At 68.6% G+C, this 19,617-nt stretch carries 19 protein-coding genes and 1 pseudogene; 4 read left to right on the forward strand and 16 right to left on the reverse strand.

Going from position 1 to position 19,617, the window contains the following annotated elements; all coding sequences use genetic code 11:
• Positions 1-35: 35 nt before the first annotated feature.
• The 7 genes and pseudogenes from IPK27_16010 to IPK27_16040 form a co-directional block, all read right to left on the reverse strand.
• Positions 36-320 carry a hypothetical protein gene (locus tag IPK27_16010; protein ID MBK8069067.1) on the reverse strand — a complete coding sequence of 95 codons (285 nt, stop codon included), beginning with the start codon at positions 318-320 and terminating at the stop codon, positions 36-38.
• Positions 317-445, reverse strand: coding sequence for a cytochrome bd-I oxidase subunit CydX (cydX, locus tag IPK27_16015; GenBank protein ID MBK8069068.1), 129 nt, complete (start codon positions 443-445; stop codon positions 317-319). Before cydX ends, IPK27_16010 begins: the two co-directional genes overlap by 4 nt.
• A gap of 12 nt (positions 446-457) precedes the next feature.
• The gene (gene cydB / locus IPK27_16020; GenBank protein MBK8069069.1) at positions 458-1,597 is read right to left on the reverse strand and encodes a cytochrome d ubiquinol oxidase subunit II; all 1,140 of its coding nucleotides are present in this window, start codon (positions 1,595-1,597) and stop codon (positions 458-460) included.
• 11 nt (positions 1,598-1,608) lie between these two features.
• Positions 1,609-3,166, reverse strand: a pseudogene (locus IPK27_16025) (cytochrome ubiquinol oxidase subunit I).
• Positions 3,156-3,338, reverse strand: coding sequence for a hypothetical protein (locus tag IPK27_16030; protein ID MBK8069070.1), 183 nt, complete (start codon positions 3,336-3,338; stop codon positions 3,156-3,158). The pseudogene IPK27_16025 and the gene IPK27_16030 overlap by 11 nt, the downstream one beginning before the upstream one ends.
• 31 nt (positions 3,339-3,369) lie before the next feature.
• Complete coding sequence (locus IPK27_16035; GenBank protein MBK8069071.1) at positions 3,370-4,323, reverse strand: DUF3365 domain-containing protein; 954 nt, start codon at positions 4,321-4,323, stop codon at positions 3,370-3,372.
• A 147-nt stretch (positions 4,324-4,470) separates the two neighbouring features.
• A complete protein-coding gene (locus tag IPK27_16040; protein ID MBK8069072.1) occupies positions 4,471-5,211 on the reverse strand; it encodes a peroxiredoxin in 741 nt (246 codons plus the stop codon).
• Positions 5,212-5,322: 111 nt separating this feature from the next.
• On the opposite strand from IPK27_16040, the gene IPK27_16045 reads away from it, so the two are divergent.
• The 3 genes from IPK27_16045 to IPK27_16055 all read left to right on the forward strand — a co-directional run bounded on the left by IPK27_16045 (position 5,323) and on the right by IPK27_16055 (position 7,342).
• Positions 5,323-6,279 carry a hydrogen peroxide-inducible genes activator gene (locus IPK27_16045; GenBank protein ID MBK8069073.1) on the forward strand — a complete coding sequence of 319 codons (957 nt, stop codon included), beginning with the start codon at positions 5,323-5,325 and terminating at the stop codon, positions 6,277-6,279.
• Between the two features lie 213 nt (positions 6,280-6,492).
• Positions 6,493-7,098: a methyltransferase domain-containing protein gene (locus tag IPK27_16050; GenBank protein ID MBK8069074.1), complete on the forward strand. Its 606-nt coding sequence runs from the start codon at positions 6,493-6,495 to the stop codon at positions 7,096-7,098.
• A 13-nt stretch (positions 7,099-7,111) separates the two neighbouring features.
• Positions 7,112-7,342, forward strand: a complete 231-nt coding sequence (locus tag IPK27_16055) for a DUF2798 domain-containing protein (GenBank protein MBK8069075.1) — start codon at positions 7,112-7,114, stop codon at positions 7,340-7,342.
• Between the two features lie 3 nt (positions 7,343-7,345).
• Here the strand turns inward: IPK27_16055 and IPK27_16060 are convergent, their stop codons facing one another.
• From IPK27_16060 to IPK27_16080, 5 genes are all read right to left on the reverse strand, one after another.
• On the reverse strand, positions 7,346-7,843 hold the full coding sequence (locus tag IPK27_16060) for a hypothetical protein (GenBank protein ID MBK8069076.1): 498 nt from the start codon (positions 7,841-7,843) through the stop codon (positions 7,346-7,348).
• An 86-nt stretch (positions 7,844-7,929) separates the two neighbouring features.
• On the reverse strand, positions 7,930-8,277 hold the full coding sequence (locus IPK27_16065; GenBank protein ID MBK8069077.1) for a TonB-dependent receptor: 348 nt from the start codon (positions 8,275-8,277) through the stop codon (positions 7,930-7,932).
• 268 nt (positions 8,278-8,545) lie between these two features.
• Positions 8,546-12,856, reverse strand: a complete 4,311-nt coding sequence (locus tag IPK27_16070) for a protein kinase (protein ID MBK8069078.1) — start codon at positions 12,854-12,856, stop codon at positions 8,546-8,548.
• Positions 12,853-13,581, reverse strand: coding sequence for a hypothetical protein (locus tag IPK27_16075; GenBank protein ID MBK8069079.1), 729 nt, complete (start codon positions 13,579-13,581; stop codon positions 12,853-12,855). The genes IPK27_16070 and IPK27_16075 overlap by 4 nt, the downstream gene beginning before the upstream one ends.
• A 56-nt stretch (positions 13,582-13,637) precedes the next feature.
• Positions 13,638-14,378, reverse strand: coding sequence for a sigma-70 family RNA polymerase sigma factor (locus IPK27_16080; GenBank protein MBK8069080.1), 741 nt, complete (start codon positions 14,376-14,378; stop codon positions 13,638-13,640).
• Between the two features lie 175 nt (positions 14,379-14,553).
• Between IPK27_16080 and bla the strand changes: the two genes are divergently transcribed.
• Positions 14,554-15,465: a class A beta-lactamase gene (bla, locus tag IPK27_16085; GenBank protein MBK8069081.1), complete on the forward strand. Its 912-nt coding sequence runs from the start codon at positions 14,554-14,556 to the stop codon at positions 15,463-15,465.
• 919 nt (positions 15,466-16,384) lie between these two features.
• Here the strand turns inward: bla and IPK27_16090 are convergent.
• The 4 genes from IPK27_16090 to IPK27_16105 are packed head-to-tail and all read right to left on the reverse strand — an operon-like array spanning position 16,385 to position 19,573.
• Complete coding sequence (locus tag IPK27_16090) at positions 16,385-16,591, reverse strand: hypothetical protein (protein MBK8069082.1); 207 nt, start codon at positions 16,589-16,591, stop codon at positions 16,385-16,387.
• 59 nt (positions 16,592-16,650) lie between these two features.
• Positions 16,651-17,085, reverse strand: a complete 435-nt coding sequence (locus tag IPK27_16095) for a universal stress protein (GenBank protein MBK8069083.1) — start codon at positions 17,083-17,085, stop codon at positions 16,651-16,653.
• Between the two features lie 3 nt (positions 17,086-17,088).
• On the reverse strand, positions 17,089-18,177 hold the full coding sequence (locus IPK27_16100) for a hypothetical protein (protein MBK8069084.1): 1,089 nt from the start codon (positions 18,175-18,177) through the stop codon (positions 17,089-17,091).
• Positions 18,152-19,573: an MBOAT family protein gene (locus tag IPK27_16105; GenBank protein MBK8069085.1), complete on the reverse strand. Its 1,422-nt coding sequence runs from the start codon at positions 19,571-19,573 to the stop codon at positions 18,152-18,154. The genes IPK27_16100 and IPK27_16105 overlap by 26 nt, the downstream gene beginning before the upstream one ends.
• Positions 19,574-19,617 lie beyond the last annotated feature (44 nt).

The raw sequence follows: 19,617 nt of genomic DNA on the forward strand, positions 1-19,617 counted from the left end.
AGGACACGCATGGTCATGATCGCGGACAAGCCCGATCAGGAAGCACCGAGCACCGCCATGCGCAAGCCCGCGAACGCGAGCGACGCCAGGCACGCGCCGGTGGACAACAGCACCCGCGCCCCCCGGTGCAGCGGCACGAAACCGACCCCGCGCACGAATCCCGCGCTCATCGCCCAGAACAGCAGGGTCGCTGCAAGATGATCCGCGCGCCCGCCGACCATCGCCGCCTGCGGGTAGACGCTGACGATCGCTGCGATGCTGCAGGCAATGCCGAGCGGCAGCCAGGCCACCGCCGCAGGCGCAGGTTGCGGCGCGCTCATGACTGCTCGCCGTCCGGGCGCCGCAGGCTCGCGGCGCGGGCATCCTCCGTTTCGCCCCACATTGCGTTGAGGATCGCCAGCAGCACGGCGAACCCCACGCCCAGTACCCATGCGAAGTACCACATCGCGAATCCTCCTCAGTAGGCCGAGTGTTCGTGCTCGCGCACGTAGGCGGCGGTGACCTTCCCACCCATGACGCGATAGGCCCAGGCGGTATAGGCCACGATCAGCGGCATGAAGATCAGGGTGGCCCAGAACATGATGCCGAGCGTCAGGTGGCTGGAGACGCTGTCCCACACCGTCAGGCTGGAAGCCGGATGACTGGACGAGGGCATCACGAAGGGGAACATCGCCGCACCCGCGGTGCCGATCACGCCCACCAGCACCAGCGACGAGGCGATGAAGGCCAAGCCCGTGCGGGCCCGCGCGAGCGCGGTCACGGTGGCCGCCGCTGCCGCATACACGAGCACTGGCAGCAGCATCGTCAGCGGCAGCGACTGGTAGTTCGCCAGCCAGGCTCCGCTGGCACGCACAACCGTCTTCGCCAGCGGGTCCGGGAGCGCGGCGGGATCGATCGCCGACACAATGGCATAGCCCTCGATACCCCAGGTGAGCCACGCACCTGCCGCACTGAACGCCAGCAGCAGCAGGGCCAGCGCCCACTGCGCGGCACGCACGGCGCGCGCCTGGATCGCGCCCTCGGTACGGTGCGCCAGGTAGACCGCGCCGTGGGCGGTGATCATCGCCGAGGACACCACCCCCGCGAGCAGCGCGAAGGGATTCAGCAACTGCCAGAAGCTGCCGGTGTAGGTGGAGACCAGGTAGTTGTCGAAGTGAAAGGGCACGCCCTGCAGCAGGTTGCCGAAGGCGACGCCGAAGATCAGCGGCGGTACCGCGCCCCCGACGAACAGCCCCCAGTCCCAGGTGCTGCGCCAGCGCGCGCTCTTCAGTTTGCTGCGGTAGTCGAAGCCCACCGGGCGGAAGAACAGCGCCCACAACACCGCAAGCATGGCCCAGTAGAACCCGGAGAAGGCGGTGGCGTAGACCAGCGGCCAGGCGGCGAAGATGGCGCCACCGCCAGTGATGAACCACACCTGGTTGCCGTCCCAGTGCGGGCCGACCGTATTGATGATCACGCGGCGTTCGACGTCGTCCTTGCCCAGGAAAGGCAACAGAGTGCCGACCCCCATGTCATGGCCGTCCATGATCGCGAAGCCAACCAGCAGCACGCCGACCAGCAGCCACCAAATGATTTTCAGGGTGGGGTAATCGATCATCGGGATTCTCCTCAGGCGTGAATCGGTTCGCCGTGGTAGCGCCCGGTACCCAGGCTGCCGGGCCCGAGGCGCGCGTACTTGACCATCAGGAACATTTCGACCACCAGCAGCACGGTGTAGAAGCCGATGAAACCGGCCAGCGAGCCGTACAGGCTTTCCACGCTCAGGGTCGACACCGAGAGATGGGTTGGCAGCACGCCGTAAATGGTCCACGGCTGGCGCCCGTACTCGGCGACGAACCAGCCGAGCTCCGAGGCGATCCAAGGCGCGGGCAGCATCAGCAGCGCAAAGCGCAGCAGCCAAGGGCGGCGCGGACAATCGGCCTTGAGCGTACTGGCGAAGGCCAGCCCGAACAGCAGCAACATCAGGAAACCGAGGCCGACCATGATGCGGAAGGACCAGAACATCGGCGTCACCCGGGGCACGGTCGAGTCCACCGCCAGCTGGATGTGCTCCGGCGTGGCCTGGCGCACATCGGCCACATGACGGCGTAGCAGCAGACCGAAGCCCAGATCCGCCTTGTGCTGCTCGAAGACCGCCTTCGCCTCGGCATCGCCCGCGTCCTTGCGCAGCCGGTCCAATGCCACCACCGCCTCGACGCCGGCGAGGATGCGCGCACGGTTCTTCTGCTTGATCTCGTGGATGCCGGGAATCTCCCGGCTGATCGAGCGCGTCCCGATCAGGCCCATCACCCAAGGGATCTGCACCGCCCAGTCGTTCTTCTGCTCCGCCTCGTTGGGCCAGGCGACCAGGTTGAACGGCGCCGGTGCCGGATCGGTTTCCCACATCGCCTCGATGGCCGCCATCTTGGTCTGCTGCGCCTCGCCGACGGTGTAGCCGCTCTCGTCGCCGAGCACGATCACGCTGGCCGCCGAGGCGAGGCCGAAGGCGGCGGCAACGCGGAAGCTGCGGCGCGCGAACTCCACATCGCGCCCCTTGAGCAGGTACCAGGCCGAGATCGACAGCACGAACATCGCGCCGGTGACGTAGCCCGCCGACACCGTGTGCACGAACTTGGCCTGCGCGTCGGGGTTGAACACCACCGCCCAGAAGTCGGTGAGTTCCATCCGCATCGTGGTGTAGTTGAACTCGGCCCCGACCGGATTCTGCATCCAGCCGTTGGCGATCAGGATCCACAGCGCGGACAGATTGGTGCCGATGGCCATCAGCAGCGTGACCAGCAGGTGCTGCGGTGCGCGACAGCCGGTCCCAGCCGAAGAAGAACAGGCCGATGAAGGTGGATTCGAGGAAGAAGGCCATCAGGCCCTCGATCGCCAGCGGCGCGCCGAAGATGTCGCCGACGTAATGCGAGTAGTACGCCCAGTTGGTGCCGAACTGGAATTCGAGGGTGATGCCGGTGGTCACGCCGAGCGCGAAGTTGATCCCGAAGAGCTTGCCCCAGAAGCGCGTCATGTCCTTCCAGACGACCTTGCCGGTCATCACGTAGACACTTTCCATGATCACCAGCAGCCAGACCATGCCCAACGTCAGGGGCACGAACAGGAAGTGGTACATGGCGGTGGCGGCAAACTGCAGCCGTGAAATGTCAACCAGTTCTTCACTGATCATGACCTGCTCCTGGGACCTGGGCGGTAGGCGTGACGGTGGGCGCGACCACGCTGGCGGGATCGATCCGGGCCGGCGCTGGCAGCAATGCCCAGGCGATCAGCGCGATGGCGATGATCTTCAAGGCGACCAGGCCGATCAGCCGATGAATGAAACGCAGTTCGTTGTGTGACATCGCGACCTCCGGCCGCGCGCTCTGCTTTGGCTCATCTTGATTGGACGCGGAAGCTCGCGTGGCAGGCGGTGCACTGTGCGGTGGCCTGCGCGAGTCCGGCGACCACCTGCGCACTGCGCTTCCCGGTGCCCGCCTCGTCCGCGATCGCGCGCATCGCCTGGTGCATGGGACGGGCAAAGCTGAACCATCCATCCGGCAGTGCGCTGCGGAAGCCGTGCGCCGGGCCCCTGCCCTGCCCCCGGCCCGGCCCGAAGGCTTCTGCCGCCCTGGCAACCGCATCCCAATCCGACGCGGCCGTGGCGGCGAGGATTGCCTGCACCGCGTCCAGGTGGGCGCGCATCTGCGCCCGCAGTTCTTCGCGCTGGGATTCGCTCATTTCGATCACCGCGCGGCTGTCCTTCGCTGCCGCAGCGGGCACTTCAGCCCAGAAGGCGCCCCGCAGTTCTCCCTCGCTGTAGCCGGTGGCCGCGTCGCCCGGGTAGCGCGCCTGGATTGCCTGCGCGACCGGTTCGGCCAGCGCAGTGCCGTGGCACACCAGGCAGGGTGCCTCGATGGGAATCCCCTGCATGTAGCGGAACGCCGTGCCGGCGGGCAGCGGCTCACTGCCGGCGTAGCGCAGTGTCTGCACCGGTTCGCCCGCCGTGCTCCGCGCCTGGAAGTCCAGCAGCACGGCCTGCTGCCAGGAGGTGGGCGCGTTGGCTGCGCTGCGAGTACGCAAACTCGTGCGCCCGATGCGGACGCCGTGCGTGTCGGCTACCGACGCCGCGATGACTGGCGCCTGGTCGTGGCAGAAATCGATCGCCGCGACCGGGCCGTCCGCCTGCATTCGCGCAACCAGCGCCGCGCGCAACTGCTGGCCAAGATCCTTGACGGCGGCTTCGGCGCGGACGCGCTCATCGGCATGGGCCGGCGCTCCTGCCACCAGCAACAAGACAAGGGAAGCGAGGTGGCGACGCCACGAAAAACCGCGAGTTCGGGTGTGCATGAAGACTCCGGCAACAAATTGCACAGGGCTGACCGGCCATCTGGTCGGATGAAGTAGATATTGCTCAATTAGAATATACTTATATACAAGACCTGAACAACCGCGACGGTGCCGCTGTCGCGGTTGCGGTTTCGGTTGCGTTCGGGCTCAGCCCGGCGACTTCTTCGAGAAGTACCAGTCGGTGGTCTCGAGGCCTTCGTTGAGGCGCGCCTCGACCCCGGCGACCGTGACTGGCGCGCCGACCAGCACCTTGTCGCCCGGCTGCCAGCCTTCCGGCGTCGCCACCCCGTTGTTGAGGCTGGTCTGCAGCCCGCGCACCAGACGCAGGATCTCGGCAACGCTGCGGCCGTTGGTCATCGGGTAATAGACCATCGCGCGCAGGATGCCGTTCGGATCGATGATGAAGGTGGCGCGCACGGCAGCGGTATCCGCAGCACCCGGGTGGATCATGCCGTAGGCGTTGGCGACCCGCATCGACAGGTCCTCGATGATCGGGAACGGGATGTCGACGCCGAATTTTTCCTTGATGTTGCCGACCCACGCCAGGTGCGAGTAGATGCTGTCGATCGAAAGGCCCAGCAGTTCGCAGTTGATCGCCGCGAATTCCGCGGATGCTTTCGCGAAGGCGGTGAACTCGGTGGTGCACACCGGGGTGAAGTCGGCCGGGTGCGAGAACAGCACCAACCACTTGCCGCGGTAGTCGGCGAGCGAGCGATCGCCATGCGTGGTCTTGGCGGAAAACGCCGGCGCCGGCTCGTTGATGCGCGGCAGGGAAGCCGTCGGCGCGGCAGGCGCGACGGTGGCGGGAATGGGGGCGGCGATCGGCGCGGAGGCGGGCGTTGCAGCGGCGGCGGCGGTCGTCTTTACGTCGGATTCGGTGCAGCTCATGGGATCACCTCATGGGGGGAGCGTTTGTCGTGAAAGCCATGGTAGGCGCTTGCCTTGATCGATAGAAATGAATCATCCTTATCGCTGTGAATGTATTTTTCGATCACCACCATGAAGCCTCTTCCGAGCCTCCGCCACCTGCGCTACGTCGTTGCGCTCGAGCAGCAGCGGCACTTCGCGCATGCGGCCGCCGCTTGTGATGTCTCGCAATCCACCCTAAGCGCAGGCATCCGCGATCTCGAGGACCTGCTTGGCGTCAAGGTCGCCGAGCGCGACCGGCATGGCGTGCTGATCACGCCGATCGGACAACGCATCGCGGCGCATGCGCGCAAACTCCTCGGCGAAGCGGAAAGCCTGCTGGAGATGTGCGCCAGCGCCACCGCGCCGATGGCGGGCGACCTCCAGCTCGGCAGCATCCCGTCGATCGGTCCTTTCCTGTTGCCGCGATTGCTGCCGCACCTCAAGGAACGCTTCCCGGCACTCGACATCCACCTGCGGGAAGACCGCACCCGCGCATTGCTCGCGCAACTGGCCGAGCGGCGCCTCGACCTGCTGCTGATTGCGTTCCCGTACGACACCCCGGACTGCGAGACGATGATGCTGTTCACAGACTCCTATCGCTTCGCCTGTCCCGCCGGCGATCCCCTCGCGAAATCGGATGTGGTCAGTTCCCGTGACATCGCCGCGCGACGACTGATGTTGCTGGAGCCGGAGCACTGCCTGCACAGTCATGCGCTGCCGGTGCTGGAAACTGCGACGAGGAACCCGAACACGACGTTCGCGGCCACCAGCCTGCAGACCCTGGTCGCCATGGTGTCGGTCGGCATGGGCTCCACCCTGCTACCCGAGCTTGCGATCGAAGGTGGCATCCTGCAAGGCAGCACGCTGGTCACGCGACCACTCGGGTATCGCGCCGGCGTGCGCCAGATCGGATTGTGCTGGCGGCGCAACAGTGCCCACGCCGAAACCTACCGGCAGATCGGCGAGGCGATCCGCGCGTGGGCCACGGATCATCTGCATTCGCAGGGCGCCGCGCCCCGGCGCTCCCCGGCCCGGCGGAAGAAGTAGCCGATGAACCCTCGCTGCACTTCTTGAGTCGGCCTGCGCGGCACCTGGAACGGAGGGTCTGGTGCTCCTCTGGATATCGGCTTCAGCCTGCCCGGAAGCCTCGGCGCATTGGCCGCGTCAGCCCTGCCGGGCCCTTGCGGTCCGGGCAGGGTGCATCGTGAGTCAATGCGGGCTATGCTTAATTAGCCTTCTCTAATCTTCGTTGAGATCCGCATGTCCGCTGCCGGATTCTGGGACAGCCGCTACGCGCCCGACGCCTATGCCTATGGCACCCGGCCCAATCGCGGCTTGATGGCACTGGAGCCGCTGCTGCCGCGCGGCGCGCGCGTGCTGCTGCCGGGCGAAGGCGAGGGGCGCAATGGTGTGTGGCTGGCGCAGGAGGGTCACCGGGTGCTGGCGGTCGACCAGTCGGCCGAGGGCCTGCGCAAGGCCGCGAGGCTGGCTGCCCGAGCCGGTGTGCAGATCGAAGTCGAGCAGGCCGACCTGACCGACTGGATGCCGCCGCGCGACACCTTCGACGCACTGGTGCTGGTGTTCGTGCACCTGCCGCCGGAGATCCGGGGTGCCGTGCACCGGCGCCTCTTGCAGGCACTCAGGCCTGGCGGACTGCTGATCCTGGAGGGCTTCGATCGCAGTCACGCCGGCTTGCCCGGCGGCGGACCGCGCGATCCGGCGTGGCTGTTCGATGCGGCGACGCTGCGCGAGGACTTCGACGAGTGCGCACCTCTGACCATCGAACTCGTCGATGCCGACCTCGACGAGGGCCCCTTCCACCAGGGCCGTGCGCGCGTTCTGCGCGTGCACGGCCGACACCGCTGACGCCGGGAGGCATATGGCGCAACGCTTGCCGCAACAGATGTTCCCGTGGGTCTTCGCCGCGATCATGGGCGCCGCGATGACCGGCGTGGTCACCCTGGTGCTGACGCTTTCGCGCGGCAGCTTCAGCCTGCTGCCGTGGCTGCAGAGCTGGCTGCTGGCGTGGATCGTGGCCACCCCGGTGATCGTCTACCTGGCCCCGCGCGCACGGCGCTGGGCGGCGCGGATCGCGCAGCCGCCGGGCTGAGCCTCATTCGCTGGCGCGCTGGCGCGGCGGCGCACTGATCGGCGGCGCGGGCGGCAATTCCGGCAACGCGGGACCGACGGTTTGCGCCGGCAGGTCGGCGGTCAGGCGCGCATGCAGCGCCTGCGCGCGCGCGAAGCTGACCGCATTTGCGAAGCGCTGCAGCGCCACGCGGTCCTTGAAGCGCACGCGCGCCCGCCAGCAGCCCGCTTCCGCACCGGGCAACTCGGTCAGCAGCCGGAAATCGTTCAGCGCGACCTCGAACCACGGCAGCAACCAGAACCAGCCGCGTCCTGTGCGCACTTCATCGATGGTGTGCAAGGGCACGCGCAGCGTCTGCGGCCGTCCCTTGAGCAGCCCGAGCAGGCTGTCGCGGGTCTGGAATTCGACGATCAGATCCTGGCCGTCGAAACTCAGCATGCCACCCACCTCGCCGAATCCAGCGTGGGTTTCGGCGTGGATCGGGAGGCGCAACAACGATCCGATCGGCGAAAGGGTATTCATGACAGACCGTGACTGGGCGGTCCGTGGAGCATAGGCAATCTGCGCCGCCCGCGGCGCACCCTCTCCTGCATCACGGGCGTGGGCGCTCAGAACTGGTAGCTCAGGTCGACGTACCAGAAGCGCCCCGGCAAGGGATAAGCCGGATCGAAGGAGTTGGCCGTGCCCGAGTAGGACACCGGTGGATCGCGGTCGAAGGCGTTGTGCACGCCGACATTGATGCGTGCCTTCCACGGGCTCTGCCAACCGGCCCGCAGGTCGAGATAGGTGCGCGATCCCAGGCGGTTCTCCGCGGACACGCCATCGACCGGACTGACCGTGCCGGGGCTGCTGCACAGCGAAGGATCGACAAGCACCGGGGTTACGCAGGGCTCGTCGAGCGCGGAGTAGTAGCGGGCGCTGGCCGCAGCGCTCCACGCGCCCAGTTCCCAGCCCAGCGCGCGGTCTCCACCTCGACCCGCTTGATCCGCGAGCCGATGACTTCGATGCGCTCGAGCGCAGCGTCAGGCCCAGGCGGCGGTTCGGCCTGGAGCGTGGTGGAGAGGGCGAGCAGAGCGAGCAAAGCGGGGAAAGGGGAAAGGGGCAGGTGGCCGGATTCGCCTGCTCTCCCGGAGCACATGGAACCCGGGCAAGTAGAACCATCCTCGCCGTGCCCAGGCGCCATGGGCCGCGCCGCCCTGCCCCTTGCCCCCTGCCCCGCTCTGCTCATGGCGCCTCCTCCACAACGCGTGCCAACTCCAGCGTCACCGCATAAAACAGCGGCGCCTCCATCGGCCCGTCGCCGATACCCAGGCGCAAAGCCGTGACCGGCGCGCCGGACGGCAGATCGAGCTCGACGTGGTAGATGTGCGAGTCGTGAAAGTTCTCGCCCGCGCGCAGGGCGGTCGGAGACACCCCGCGCCAGGCCACCCGCGCGCTGGGCTCGGCGAGGTCCGGCTGCCAGTGCGTCACCACATCCCGGCGGGCGAGGATCTCCAGAGTCTCGACGCTGCCGTCGGCCCGCTGCACTTCGACCATGCCGGCGCGGTTCGGCGGTGCACGCGGGCGCATCGGCACATGCAGCAGCATCAGGACGTGCACGCGCCGCGCAGCGACGTGCTCCACCGGCACCCACGCGCTGCGCGGCAACGTGGGATGCAGCGACACCGCTGGGCCACCGCCACTGAGCTGGATCGCGCCGTCGATGCGCCAGTCGATGGCGTCCAGCCGGTGGATGCCGGCGGCCAGCGAGTACAGGTCGCCACCCTGCGCCGCCATGCGGATCCAGGGACGCCCCATGACCACGTTCTGCGCCGCCCGCAGGTCAAGTGGGACCAGTCGTGGGTCGACCCCCGCACCTTCGGCCGGTGCCAGCGACCGGCCCTGCGCCGCGGGCCGCGGCGCGACGTCAGCTGCGGCGATCGTGCCGCGCAACTGAGCGCGCAGGCGGGCGGATTCGGCGTCGTCGAGCGGGCGGGCAGTGCCGGTCGGATCGAGCACCGAGGCCAGGCGCGCCAGGTCGGCGCTGTCCATCGTCGCCGGCGGCAGCGACCACACCAGCCAGCGGCCGAAGATCGAGCGCGCCAGCAGACGCGCGCCATCGGGAGAGAACGCAAGGCGGGTGATCGCATCGTTGCCGGCCAGCGACGCGGTCAATTGCGAGCTGAGGGCCTCGCCGAGGTCCAGATCGTAGACCTGGACGGTATTGCGCGTGGCCAGCGCCACGCGCCGCCCGTCGCGGCTCTGCGCCAACAGGCCCATGGTGCGCGCGGAAGGCAAGCTGGGAATATGCGAACGCAGGCCTTCCGGGCCGATCCACACCAGCGCGTTGGCCTGGTGTCGGTGGGCGAGCACGCCATCGCCGCGCGCCTGCAATGCCACGCTCATGCCCGGGTGGTTGCCGACCAGGGCGCGCGCGCCTTGGCAAGTGGCGAGGTCCCAGCGCACCGCGGCGGCGCGTCGCTGGCCGGCACCGTGGTAGGCCCAGACCGTCGCGCCGTCCGCGGAGATCGCCAGCGCGTCGGCATGATTGGGCCCGTCGAGCGCTAGTGGCGGACACGCCGGCGCGCCGCCGAGGTCGCGCAGTTCGACCTGGGTCGTCGCGTACCCCGAGGCCACCAGGAAACGCGCCTGCGGGTCCAGCCGCAGCGCCGTCGGTAGTTGCGGCAGCGCGACGTCATCGACCAGGGTGCGCACGGTTGCGAGGTCGATCGCCTGCGCGCGCTCGACGAAACCTCCGGCCTCGGCACGACCGTGCACCAGCAGCAGTACCGGGACCGCCTCGGCGAGCTCGGCACGCAGCGGCGTGGACACCAGCACCAGCGGTTCGCGATGCAACTGGCCGCTGGCGGCATCGAACACCCTGAGCGTGCGTCCGGAGATGGTGACCAGCCAGCGACCATCGCGGCTGAGTTCGGCCAGGTCGACCGCCTGCGGGTGTACCAGCGGAGGCCACGCCTGCGCCCCGGTTTCGATGTCCACCAACCGCACCTGCGCACCGGAAACCGCCACCAGGCGCCGGCCATCGAAGCCTTGGCTGATCGGCGCAAGCGGCGCCGCACCCTCGGCACGCAGCGGCGCGGGCGGCAAGCGCCAGATCCCCACCGCACCATCGTTGCCGCCGGACACCAGGATGCGGCCGGTCGGCTCGAAATCGAAGGCCTGCGCGGAGTACGGCCGGCGGCCGAGCACGCGCGCGGGCATCGGCACGGTTTCGTTGGCGAAGGGCGCGAGCGGCGGAAGCTGCCAGATGCTGATGGCATTGCCGTGGACCAGCGCCAGGCGGTCGTCCCGCAGGCGGACGCGTCCGAGGTGGATCATGTCGTCGATCAGCAGCGGCGCCGCACGCGGCCGCCGGGTAGGGACATCCCAGACCACCACCTGGCCGGACTCGGACAGCGCCGCAAGAGTGTTCCCGCTGCGGTCAAACTCGATCCAGCGCACGGTCTCGGTCGGTGAAGACGGCAGCGAGGTGGCCGCGCCCGTGGCACTGTCGACCAGCAGCACCTGTCCATCGAGCGCACCGAGCGCCAGCGTGTTGCCGTCCGGCGCGAATCGCCAGGCGCGCACCAGTTGCGCATCGGTCAAGCCCAGCGACCAACGCACCGCGAGGGAGCCGAACTCGACTGCTTCGAACTGCTGGAAGTCCCGCGTGCGCAACAACCAGCGGCCATCCGGCGCGAACAGCCACATGCTGGAGGTATCCGCGTGGACCGGCCCGACCGGGCGCCAGCCATCCACCGCGTAGAAGCGGAAGCCATCGGGAAAGCGTAGCGAAGCCCTGCTGCGCCAGCGCACGATCGCGCGGCGCGCCTGCTCGTCGAATACGATGTCGCTGAAGCCTTCCGGCAGCGGGTCCGGGCGCAGCACGGCGCCGTCGCGCGCATCCAGCGCGATTTCGTCCGGCGTGCCGGGCGCCGCAAACACTGGTTGCTGGACCATGCCCGCCACGATGCGCGCGCCGTCGGCGCTGTAGCGGATCCGCCCGTGCGGAGCGCCATCGGCCATGCTGAGGTTGTGGGTCAGCCCGTTGGTCGCGGTACTCCACTCCAGGCTGCCGCTGGCGATGGCGTACTGGCGCAGGCTGCGTCGGCCATCCGGCCAATGGGTCGCCACCGCCACCCGGCTGGCATCCGGCGACAGTTCCACCGAGGTCGCGACCTGGCCAGACTCCAGCGGAATGCGGTCCACCAGTTGCGGCGCATTGGCCAGCAGGCTGCCGATGCGCTGGCGCTCGACCGTCGCCGCTACGGTGTCGCCGCTGGCCTCCATCTCCGCGAGATTGGTCACCAGCGCTTGCAGTCCGTGGAAGCCGTTGCCTGCGGACAAGGCGGTCTCGGCTGCCTGAGCGCGCTCGCGCCACAGGCTCTGGCGCGCGCTGCTGGCGCTGGCGTCGGCGCGGTTCCATTGCACCGTGGTAGCGAACAGCCCCAGCAGCAGCGAGCCGACGAACAGCAGCACCAGCGCCGACAGCCGCGGTTCGCGGCGGACCGTGCGCACCAGCTTCTGCGCACGGTTCAGCGGGCGCGCCTTGACCTCGCGGCCGCGCAGGAAGTCGGCCAGGTCGTCGGCCAGCGCACGCGCGCTCGGGTAGCGCTCTGCCGGGTCCTTGCGCAGACAGCGCATGCAGATCGCCTGCAGGTCGAGCGGGATCGAGCGCTCGAAGGAACGCGGCGACGGTGCCATCGCGCAGACCACCTGCTCCAGGGTCTCGCGCGCGGTCGCGCCGCGGAACGGCGGTCGCCCGGTCAGCGATTCGTAGAGCGTGGCACCGAGCGCGTAGACGTCGGTGCCGATGCCGATGCGCCCGCCCGCGGCGGCCTGCTCCGGCGCCATGTAGCTCGGCGTACCGGAGACTTCCTCGACCACCCCCGCGAGCGTGCCTTCCAGCCGGCGCGCCAGGCCGAAGTCGGCCACCATCGGCTCGCCGTGCTCGTCGATCAGCACATTGCCGGGCTTGAGGTCCAGGTGCAGTACGCCCAGGCGGTGCGCGTAATCCACCGCTTCCGCCACCGTGCGCAGCAGCGCCGCCGCGCGCCGCGCCGCCAGCGGCCCGTGCTTCTCCATCTGCTCGGCCAGCGACTGCCCGCGCACGAGGCGCATCGAGAAGAACGGCAGGCCATCCTGCTCGCCGATCTCGTGGATGGTGACGATGTTGGGATGCTGCATCCGCGCGGCGCTCTGCGCCTCCAGGCGGAAGCGCTCGATGAAACCGGGCGACGCCCAAGGGCCTGCGGCCAGCAGCTTGACCGCGACCTCGCGGTCCAGCGAGTGCTGGTGCGCGCGGTAGACCACGCCCATGCCGCCCTGGCCGAGCTTGCCGAGCAGGGTGTAGTCGCCGAAGCGGCATTGGTCGGGATCGGAAAGGTCGAGGTCGAGCGGATCGCCGGGCGCCGGCCCGAAGGCCGCGGCCGCATCCGCCGCCACCCGCGTTGCCGCCGGTGCCGACGCCGCGAACGCCAGTTGCGCCAGCGCCGCGAGTCCCGGCGCCACCGATGGACCCTGGTCCGGATTGACCGACGTAGCCGGCAGGTTCATGGCGTACCCGCCAACGCACGCAGCAGCGCGGCGCGTTCGGCTTCCAGCTCCACCGGACTGGTCACGGTTTCCGCCAGTTCCGCCTCGACCAGTTCGCGGAAACGCTGGCGCAGGCGCTTGATCGCCACCTGCGCCGCGAGCGGGCCGATGCCGAGCTCAGCCGCCAGCAGTGGCAAGGAACCGGGCGGGGGCTCCGCCGTCAGGAAGGGCGACAGGCGCTGGTACATCTCGCCGCGCTCGCTACGGCGGGTCTCCTCGGCCAGCCGTTCGCGGCTGCGGCTGAGCACCTGCAGTCCAAAGCTGCGCTCGAAGGTCGCGTCCGGTTGCACGCTGCCGACCAGTTCGCTGGCCATCCGCTGTTCAAGCGCGGCGATCTCACCCGCCGGCGCGTCGCCACCGGGATCGGCCGCGCCGGCCGCCAGGAACTGCTGCAGGCGGTCGAACAGAAACACGCGGAAACGGCCAGACCCGGCCGGCGCCTGCTGCCGGATCTGCTCGGCCAGGGCGGCGAAGAAGCAACCGGCGATGCGCCATGCGGCTTCCGGCGCGTGGCCATGCTGGCGGATGCACGCATACACCGGGAACCAGTAGCTGCGGCTCAGTTCCTCCAGCGGATTGCGCCCGTCCTCGCGCGCCCCGTCGCGCACCGCGGCAACCAGCGACCAGCGCGTGTGGTTGAAGACCTCGGCCGAAACCGCCTCGCCTCTGTGTGATGTCTGCGGCATGCATCCCCCGTGCACGTCTGCCCATGAACCAGCGCTACCGGACACCGCACTCGCGATTACAGACTCTCGGCGGGACCTGCGCCGGCGCGCTCCGGTTTGCGCCACGCGCCGCCGAGGGCAGCGCGCAGGATGTCCAGTTCCGCATCGACATCTGCATCGCAGGCCACGGTCTCGGCCAGTTCGGCGCGCACGCAGGCGCGCAGCCGCTGGCGTAGCCGATGCACCGCCACCGCCAGGGTGTTGTTGCGCATGCCGAACTGCGCGGCCAGGCGGGCGTAGTCGTCGCCGTCCGGCGGCTCCACCAGGTACTCGCGCAAGGCGTCGAACAAGGCCACCTTGCCGGCGGCCAGCGCTTCGGCGCGCAGCGCGCTGAGCGCGCGGTCGACCACCGTCAACGCCCAGTGGCGCAGGAACACGCCTTCGGGGTCGGGGTCGCCCTCGGTGGCGACGGAGCCGCTATCGTCGTCCAGGCTGTCGGTCAGGTCGGCACCGCGGAACTGCGCCCGCCGCGCTGCCTCGGCATTGCTCAGGAAGCGGGTCAGCGCGGTCAGCAGCAGCGAGCGGAAGCGCCCGCGCAGCGGATCCGCACGGGTCTCGAAACGGCGCTCGATCAGCGCGGCGAAAAAGGACTGGGTCAGGTCCTCGGCCTGGGCGGGCGAACCCACGCGCCGGCGCACCACTGCCAACACCACCGGGCGGTAGGCCTGGCACAGGTGCTCCAGCGCCGCGCGCGCCGACGCGGGATCGTCGCGTGCGGCGATCAACATGCTCCAGCGGGTGGTCGGGAACCTCGCCAAGCCCTGTCTCCGGACCGTGGATGGATCGAGAGGCGCTGCATCAACCGTTCCCTATCCTGCCACAGCGCTACACGGGCTGCGGACGCGATGCATCCTCATTTCGCACCCGGATTGCCCCGGATGCGCCACCTTGCTCGACTAGCGTGGGCATCACTTCAACCCAAGGAAACGACCGATGCACCACCCGGAGCCACTGCGTCGCGCGCTGCTCAAGGCCATGGCGGTCGCCGCGGCATTGCCTGTGACTGGCATGACTGCCGATCCCGATCCGAAGTCCCACAGCCTCGAAGCGGCGCTCGCGCAACTGGAACAAACTGCCGGCGGCCGCCTCGGCGTCTGCGTGCTCGACGCCCACGATGGCAAGAGCGCCGGCCTGCGCGCCGACGAGCGCTTCGGCCTGTGCTCCACCTTCAAGCTGCTGCTCGCCGCGGTGATCCTGCGCGAAGCCGACGCCGGCCGCCTCGCGCTGGACGAGGTGCTGCCTTACGCCCGCAAGGACCTGGTCCCGAACTCGCCAGTGACCAAAGCCCAACTGGCGTCCGGCGGCATGCCCATCGAGGCCCTCGCCCACGCCACCCAGACCACCAGCGACAACCTCGCCGCGAACCTGCTGATGAAACGCCTGGGCGGACCGCAGGCGCTGACCGCGAAACTGCGCGAAATGGGCGACCAGACGACCCGGCTGGACCGCTGGGAGCCGATGATGAACCGCGTGCCGCCGGGTGAGGTGCGCGACACCAGCACCCCACGCGCGCTGGCCGATACGGTGGCGCGCATCTTCGGCGAGCAACTTCTCGCGCCCGCCTCGCGCGCGAAACTGCGCGACTGGACCATCGCCACCACCACCGGCACCCGCCGCCTGCGCGCCGGTTTCCCGTCCGACTGGATCGCCGGCGACAAGACCGGGACCGGCTATGCGCCGGGCATGGGCAACAAGACCAACGACATCGCCATCGTCTGGCGCGCCGACCGCGCGCCGCTGGTGGTGGCCGGCTACTACGAAGCGCCGGGGTATTTCGACCGGATCCGGGCGGAGGATGAGGCGGTGCTGGCGCAGGTGGGGAAGTTGGTGGTTGGGTGGGTTTAGGCCTGGCGGCCGGGTTTGGGCCTGGCGGCTGTAGGCTGGCGCCGGGCTCTCCCGGGAGAGTGGGCTCTGCTCGCGATCGTTGCGCGTCTCGCTTCTCGCTTTTCGCTTCTCGCTTCTTGCTTCTTGCGTCGCGCTTCTTGCTTCAAGATCAGGAGCAACAGCGTTTCGGCCTGGCGGCCGAGTCACTTCTCTTTGAGTGGCCAAAGAGAAGTAACCAAGAGAAAGGCCACCCCGCGTCCGCGCCGGCCGCGCATCCGGCGCGCCCGGTGCCCTGCGGTGCTCACGAAGCGCAGGCCGCTGCGCAACTCGCACGTCCATGTGCTCGGACATGCTCGCTTTCCCCTGCGCTTCGCTCCGCTCCTCGGCGCTCCCGAGGGGCCCCTTTTTTACCTTCGACCCGGCTTCCTGCCTGGTCTTCGAGGCGAGCTTCCTGATCGATTTGCTCGACGGGAGTCGAGAGCGAAGCGAAAGCAGCGGAGCAAGCTCCGCTCTACGGATTTCGGCTTCGCCCTACGGACTTTGGGTTCGCTCTACCGACTTCGGGTTCGCTCTACGGACTTTGCTTCGATGTTGACCCTGGCTTCGCTATTTGGTTCTCACTTCGCTGCTGGCTCTGGCTTCGCTGTTGGTTCTGGCTTCGCTGTTGGCTCGGGCTTCCTTCCGATCAAGACCCGCAAGCCGGCTGACCGGCCACACCTCAAGAACCAGGCAGGAAGCCGAGTCGAAGGAACCCGGGGCCCCTCGGAAGCGCCGAGGAGCGGAGACGGATCAAGGGGAAAGCGAGCATGTCCGAGCGCATGGATGCGCGAGTTGCGCAGCGGCCTTGATCCGGCGAGCACCGCAGGGCACCGGGCGCGCCGGATGCGCGGCCGGCGCGGACGCGGGGTGGCCTTTCTCTTGGTTACTTCTCTTTGGCCACTCAAAGAGAAGTGACTCGGCCGACAGGCCGAAACGCTTTTGCTCTTGAAGCGACCAGCGACCAGCGACAAGCGAAAAGCGACAGCAACATCAACAGCGACAGCGACAGCAACAGCGACAGCAACATCAACAGCAACAGCGACAGCGACAGCGACAGCAACAGCGACAGCAACATCAACAGCAACAGCGACAGCAACAGCAACAGCAACAGCAAAAAGATCGCGGGCGGAGCCCGCTCCCACAAACAGCCAGAGCAGATGGCCCGGGTCAGCCCCTCACCGGGACCATCACCACCGGCACCCTTGCCTCCCGCAGCACCGCGTGACTCACGCTCCCGACCAGCAAGTCGAACACCGCCCCGTGCCCATGCGTGGCCATCAGGATCAGGTCTGCGCCCAGGCGTTCGGCCTCCTGCAGGATCATGCCGGCGGTGGCGCCCTGCACCAGCAGCGCGGTGCAGTCCACGCCGAGATCGCGCAGGGCTTGCGCATGCGCCTGCAAGGTGCGGTGTTCGTCGCGGTGCTCGTGGGCGATCTGGCTGCGCACCGAGGCGGAACCGGCCTCGTAGCCAACGAAATCGGGTTCCGGTGCGGCCACGTGCAGCAGCCAGACCTGCGCATGCATCGCGCGCGAGAGCTTGATCGCGTTGGCGAGCGTGCGCTCGGTGGCGGAACTCAGGTCCAGCGGAACCAGCAGGCGCATGTCTCAACCTCCGGGCGTGGGTGCTGCCAGCTTTGCCTCGACCATCGGCGCCAGCGCCGCGGTAAAGCGCTCGGCCTCGCTGGCCGACATGTGCGACCACTCGGGCAGAGTGTAGCCCTGCAGCGCGGCGTGGTCCTGGAAGTGGATGCCGGGCGCGCCGGCCCGAGCGAGCAAGGTGTCCCAACTGTCGGCGCGCGGCCAGTGGCGGTCCTCGTACTCCAGATAGTCGGCAACTGACGGCGCGCGGACGAAGACCACTTGGACTCCGCGCGCGCGCAGCCTGGCCAGCGCGGCCACCGCGCGCGCGATCTGTTCGTCGCGCTTCTCGGCCGCTTTGGCCGCATCGCCGAACGGAACCTCGCCAAAGTCCTGCGCCCAGATGCGCTGCGCCAGCTCGGCGTATTCGGGATCGTCGACGACCTTGGACCACATGCGGGTGTTGCGGTCGGCATCGCTGACGCTGAGCTTGCGCACATTGGTGAAGGTGCGCACGCCCTCGCGCGCCGGCCAGTCCTGGCGCTTGAGCATGGTGAACAGCGCGAAGTCCTCCTCGTAAAACGCGAACCAGGGTTCGAGGAAGGTCATCGACAGCCATTCGCCCGCGCGCTGGGCCGGGGTTTCCTTGTGGTAGTGCTCGAATTTCTCGATCACATAGGCGCCGCCGGTGAAGAACAGGTCCGGGGCCACGCCGATCACCAGCTGGCCGGTGAAGTCCGGATCGTCGGCCAGGTCCTCGACCACCGGCAGCGGTGTGGTGCCCTCGATGGCCAGCTGGATCGGCCGCCGCCCGGTGTTGCGCTGCCACACGTCGAGGTTGATGTCGAACAGCATGCGCGAGGATCCGGCGATCACCAGCGCATCGCCTTCGCCGTGGTCGATGCGGCGGCGCTGGATCGCCCACTGACCCGGGCTGTTGCGGTAGGCGGGCTCGCCGCCATAGCTGCGCCAGGCCCATTCCCAGGCGCCCATCGCGGCGAGGAACAGCGCCAGCGCCACAATCAGCGCCAGGGTGCCGTCGATCTGCGGCAGCGGACGCTCGTAGCTGGCGTCGGACAGCGATCCGTGCTCAGAACTGGAAGTAGATGAAGGCATCGCTTCCTCCCTGCGTGATCGCGATCAGGAATGCCATCGCGCCCCACAGCGCGCCGACGACCGTCGCGGGCAGCCGCTGGACCTCGGCGTGCAACTGGCGCTCGCGCATGTACGCGTGCGCCGCCAGCAGCGGCACCATGACCGCCAGTACGCTGACCAGGCGCCAGGTGCTCAGGATCGGCGCGCCCTCGGCACCGAAGCCGAGCATGCCGCCGAGCACCCGCCAGGCGGTGGCGAACTCCTGCGCGCGGAAGAACACCCAGGTGATGTTGACCAGCGCATAGGTCAGCGCGATCAGCAGCAGGCGCGTGTACCAGCGCTCCCACACGGGCCAGCCGCCGATGCGCTGGCGCAGGAAGCGCTCGATGACCAGGTACAGGCCGTGCAGCCCGCCCCAGACCACGAAGGTCCACGCCGCGCCGTGCCACAGTCCGCCGATCAGCATGGTCAGCATCAGGTTGACGTAGGTGCGCCCCGGACCCTTGCGGTTGCCGCCGAGCGGCACGTAGAGGTAGTCGCGCAGCCAGGTCGACAGCGAGATGTGCCAGCGGCGCCAGAAGTCGGAAAAGCCGAGCGCCGCGTAGGGATAGCGGAAGTTGTCGATCAGCGAGAAACCAAGCACCAGCGAGCAGCCGATCGCGGTTGTCGTGTAGCCGGCGAAATCGCAGAAAATCTGCCCGGAGAAGGCGATCGTGCCGAGCCAGGCGTCCAGCATCAGCGGCGCCTTCTCGCTGCCGTAGACCGCGTCCACCACTGGCGCCAGCAGGCCGTCGGCGAGCACGATCTTCTCGAACAGCCCCAGCGTCATCAGCATCAGGCCCCAGGTGACCTGCTGCGCGGAGGCCGTGCGCGGCGCGGCGAACTGCGGCATCAGGTCGGTCGGGCGCACGATCGGCCCGGCGACCAGTTGCGGGAAGAAGGTCACGAACAGCGAGAAATCGAGCAGCGAGGTCGCTGGCTTGGCGCGACGCAGGTAGACGTCGAGGGTGTAGGACAGCGTCTGGAAGGTATAGAAGGAGATCCCGACCGGCAGGATGATGTCCCACGCCGGCGCCTGCCATTCGATGCCGAAGCCGGCCATCAGCGCGGCCCAGTTCTGCAGCAGGAAGCCGCCGTACTTGAAGTAGCCGAGCAGCCCGAGGTTGGCCGTCAGCGAGAGCATCAGCCAGGCCCGCCGACGCGCCTGGGTGTCGCTCTCGTCGATCCGCCGCGCCGCCCACCAGTCGACCATCGTCGACAGCCAAAGCAGGACCACGAACGGTGGATTCCACGCGGCGTAGAAGAGGTAGCTGGCGATCAGCAGGTTGAACTTCTTCACCGACCACGCCAGCGGCAGCCGGTGCAGGAACAGCACGATCGCGAAGAAGGCGATGAAGGTCAGCGAGTTGAACAGCACAGCTGTCTCCCCAGGCAGCGGCTGCGATGACCGATGCTAACGGA

The sequence above is a fragment of the Rhodanobacteraceae bacterium genome, assembly GCA_016713135.1.
GTDB lineage: Bacteria > Pseudomonadota > Gammaproteobacteria > Xanthomonadales > SZUA-5 > JADKFD01.

Coding starts and splice junctions, on each gene's coding strand:
- IPK27_16010 (MBK8069067.1), bottom strand. CDS start 320: ATGAGCGCGCCGCAACCTGCGCCTGCGGCGGTGGCCTGGCTGCCGCTC.
- cydX (MBK8069068.1), bottom strand. CDS start 445: ATGTGGTACTTCGCATGGGTACTGGGCGTGGGGTTCGCCGTGCTGCTG.
- cydB (MBK8069069.1), bottom strand. CDS start 1,597: ATGATCGATTACCCCACCCTGAAAATCATTTGGTGGCTGCTGGTCGGC.
- IPK27_16030 (MBK8069070.1), bottom strand. CDS start 3,338: ATGTCACACAACGAACTGCGTTTCATTCATCGGCTGATCGGCCTGGTC.
- IPK27_16035 (MBK8069071.1), bottom strand. CDS start 4,323: ATGCACACCCGAACTCGCGGTTTTTCGTGGCGTCGCCACCTCGCTTCC.
- IPK27_16040 (MBK8069072.1), bottom strand. CDS start 5,211: ATGAGCTGCACCGAATCCGACGTAAAGACGACCGCCGCCGCCGCTGCA.
- IPK27_16045 (MBK8069073.1), top strand. CDS start 5,323: ATGAAGCCTCTTCCGAGCCTCCGCCACCTGCGCTACGTCGTTGCGCTC.
- IPK27_16050 (MBK8069074.1), top strand. CDS start 6,493: ATGTCCGCTGCCGGATTCTGGGACAGCCGCTACGCGCCCGACGCCTAT.
- IPK27_16055 (MBK8069075.1), top strand. CDS start 7,112: ATGGCGCAACGCTTGCCGCAACAGATGTTCCCGTGGGTCTTCGCCGCG.
- IPK27_16060 (MBK8069076.1), bottom strand. CDS start 7,843: ATGAATACCCTTTCGCCGATCGGATCGTTGTTGCGCCTCCCGATCCAC.
- IPK27_16070 (MBK8069078.1), bottom strand. CDS start 12,856: ATGAACCTGCCGGCTACGTCGGTCAATCCGGACCAGGGTCCATCGGTG.
- IPK27_16075 (MBK8069079.1), bottom strand. CDS start 13,581: ATGCCGCAGACATCACACAGAGGCGAGGCGGTTTCGGCCGAGGTCTTC.
- bla (MBK8069081.1), top strand. CDS start 14,554: ATGCACCACCCGGAGCCACTGCGTCGCGCGCTGCTCAAGGCCATGGCG.
- IPK27_16095 (MBK8069083.1), bottom strand. CDS start 17,085: ATGCGCCTGCTGGTTCCGCTGGACCTGAGTTCCGCCACCGAGCGCACG.
- IPK27_16100 (MBK8069084.1), bottom strand. CDS start 18,177: ATGCCTTCATCTACTTCCAGTTCTGAGCACGGATCGCTGTCCGACGCC.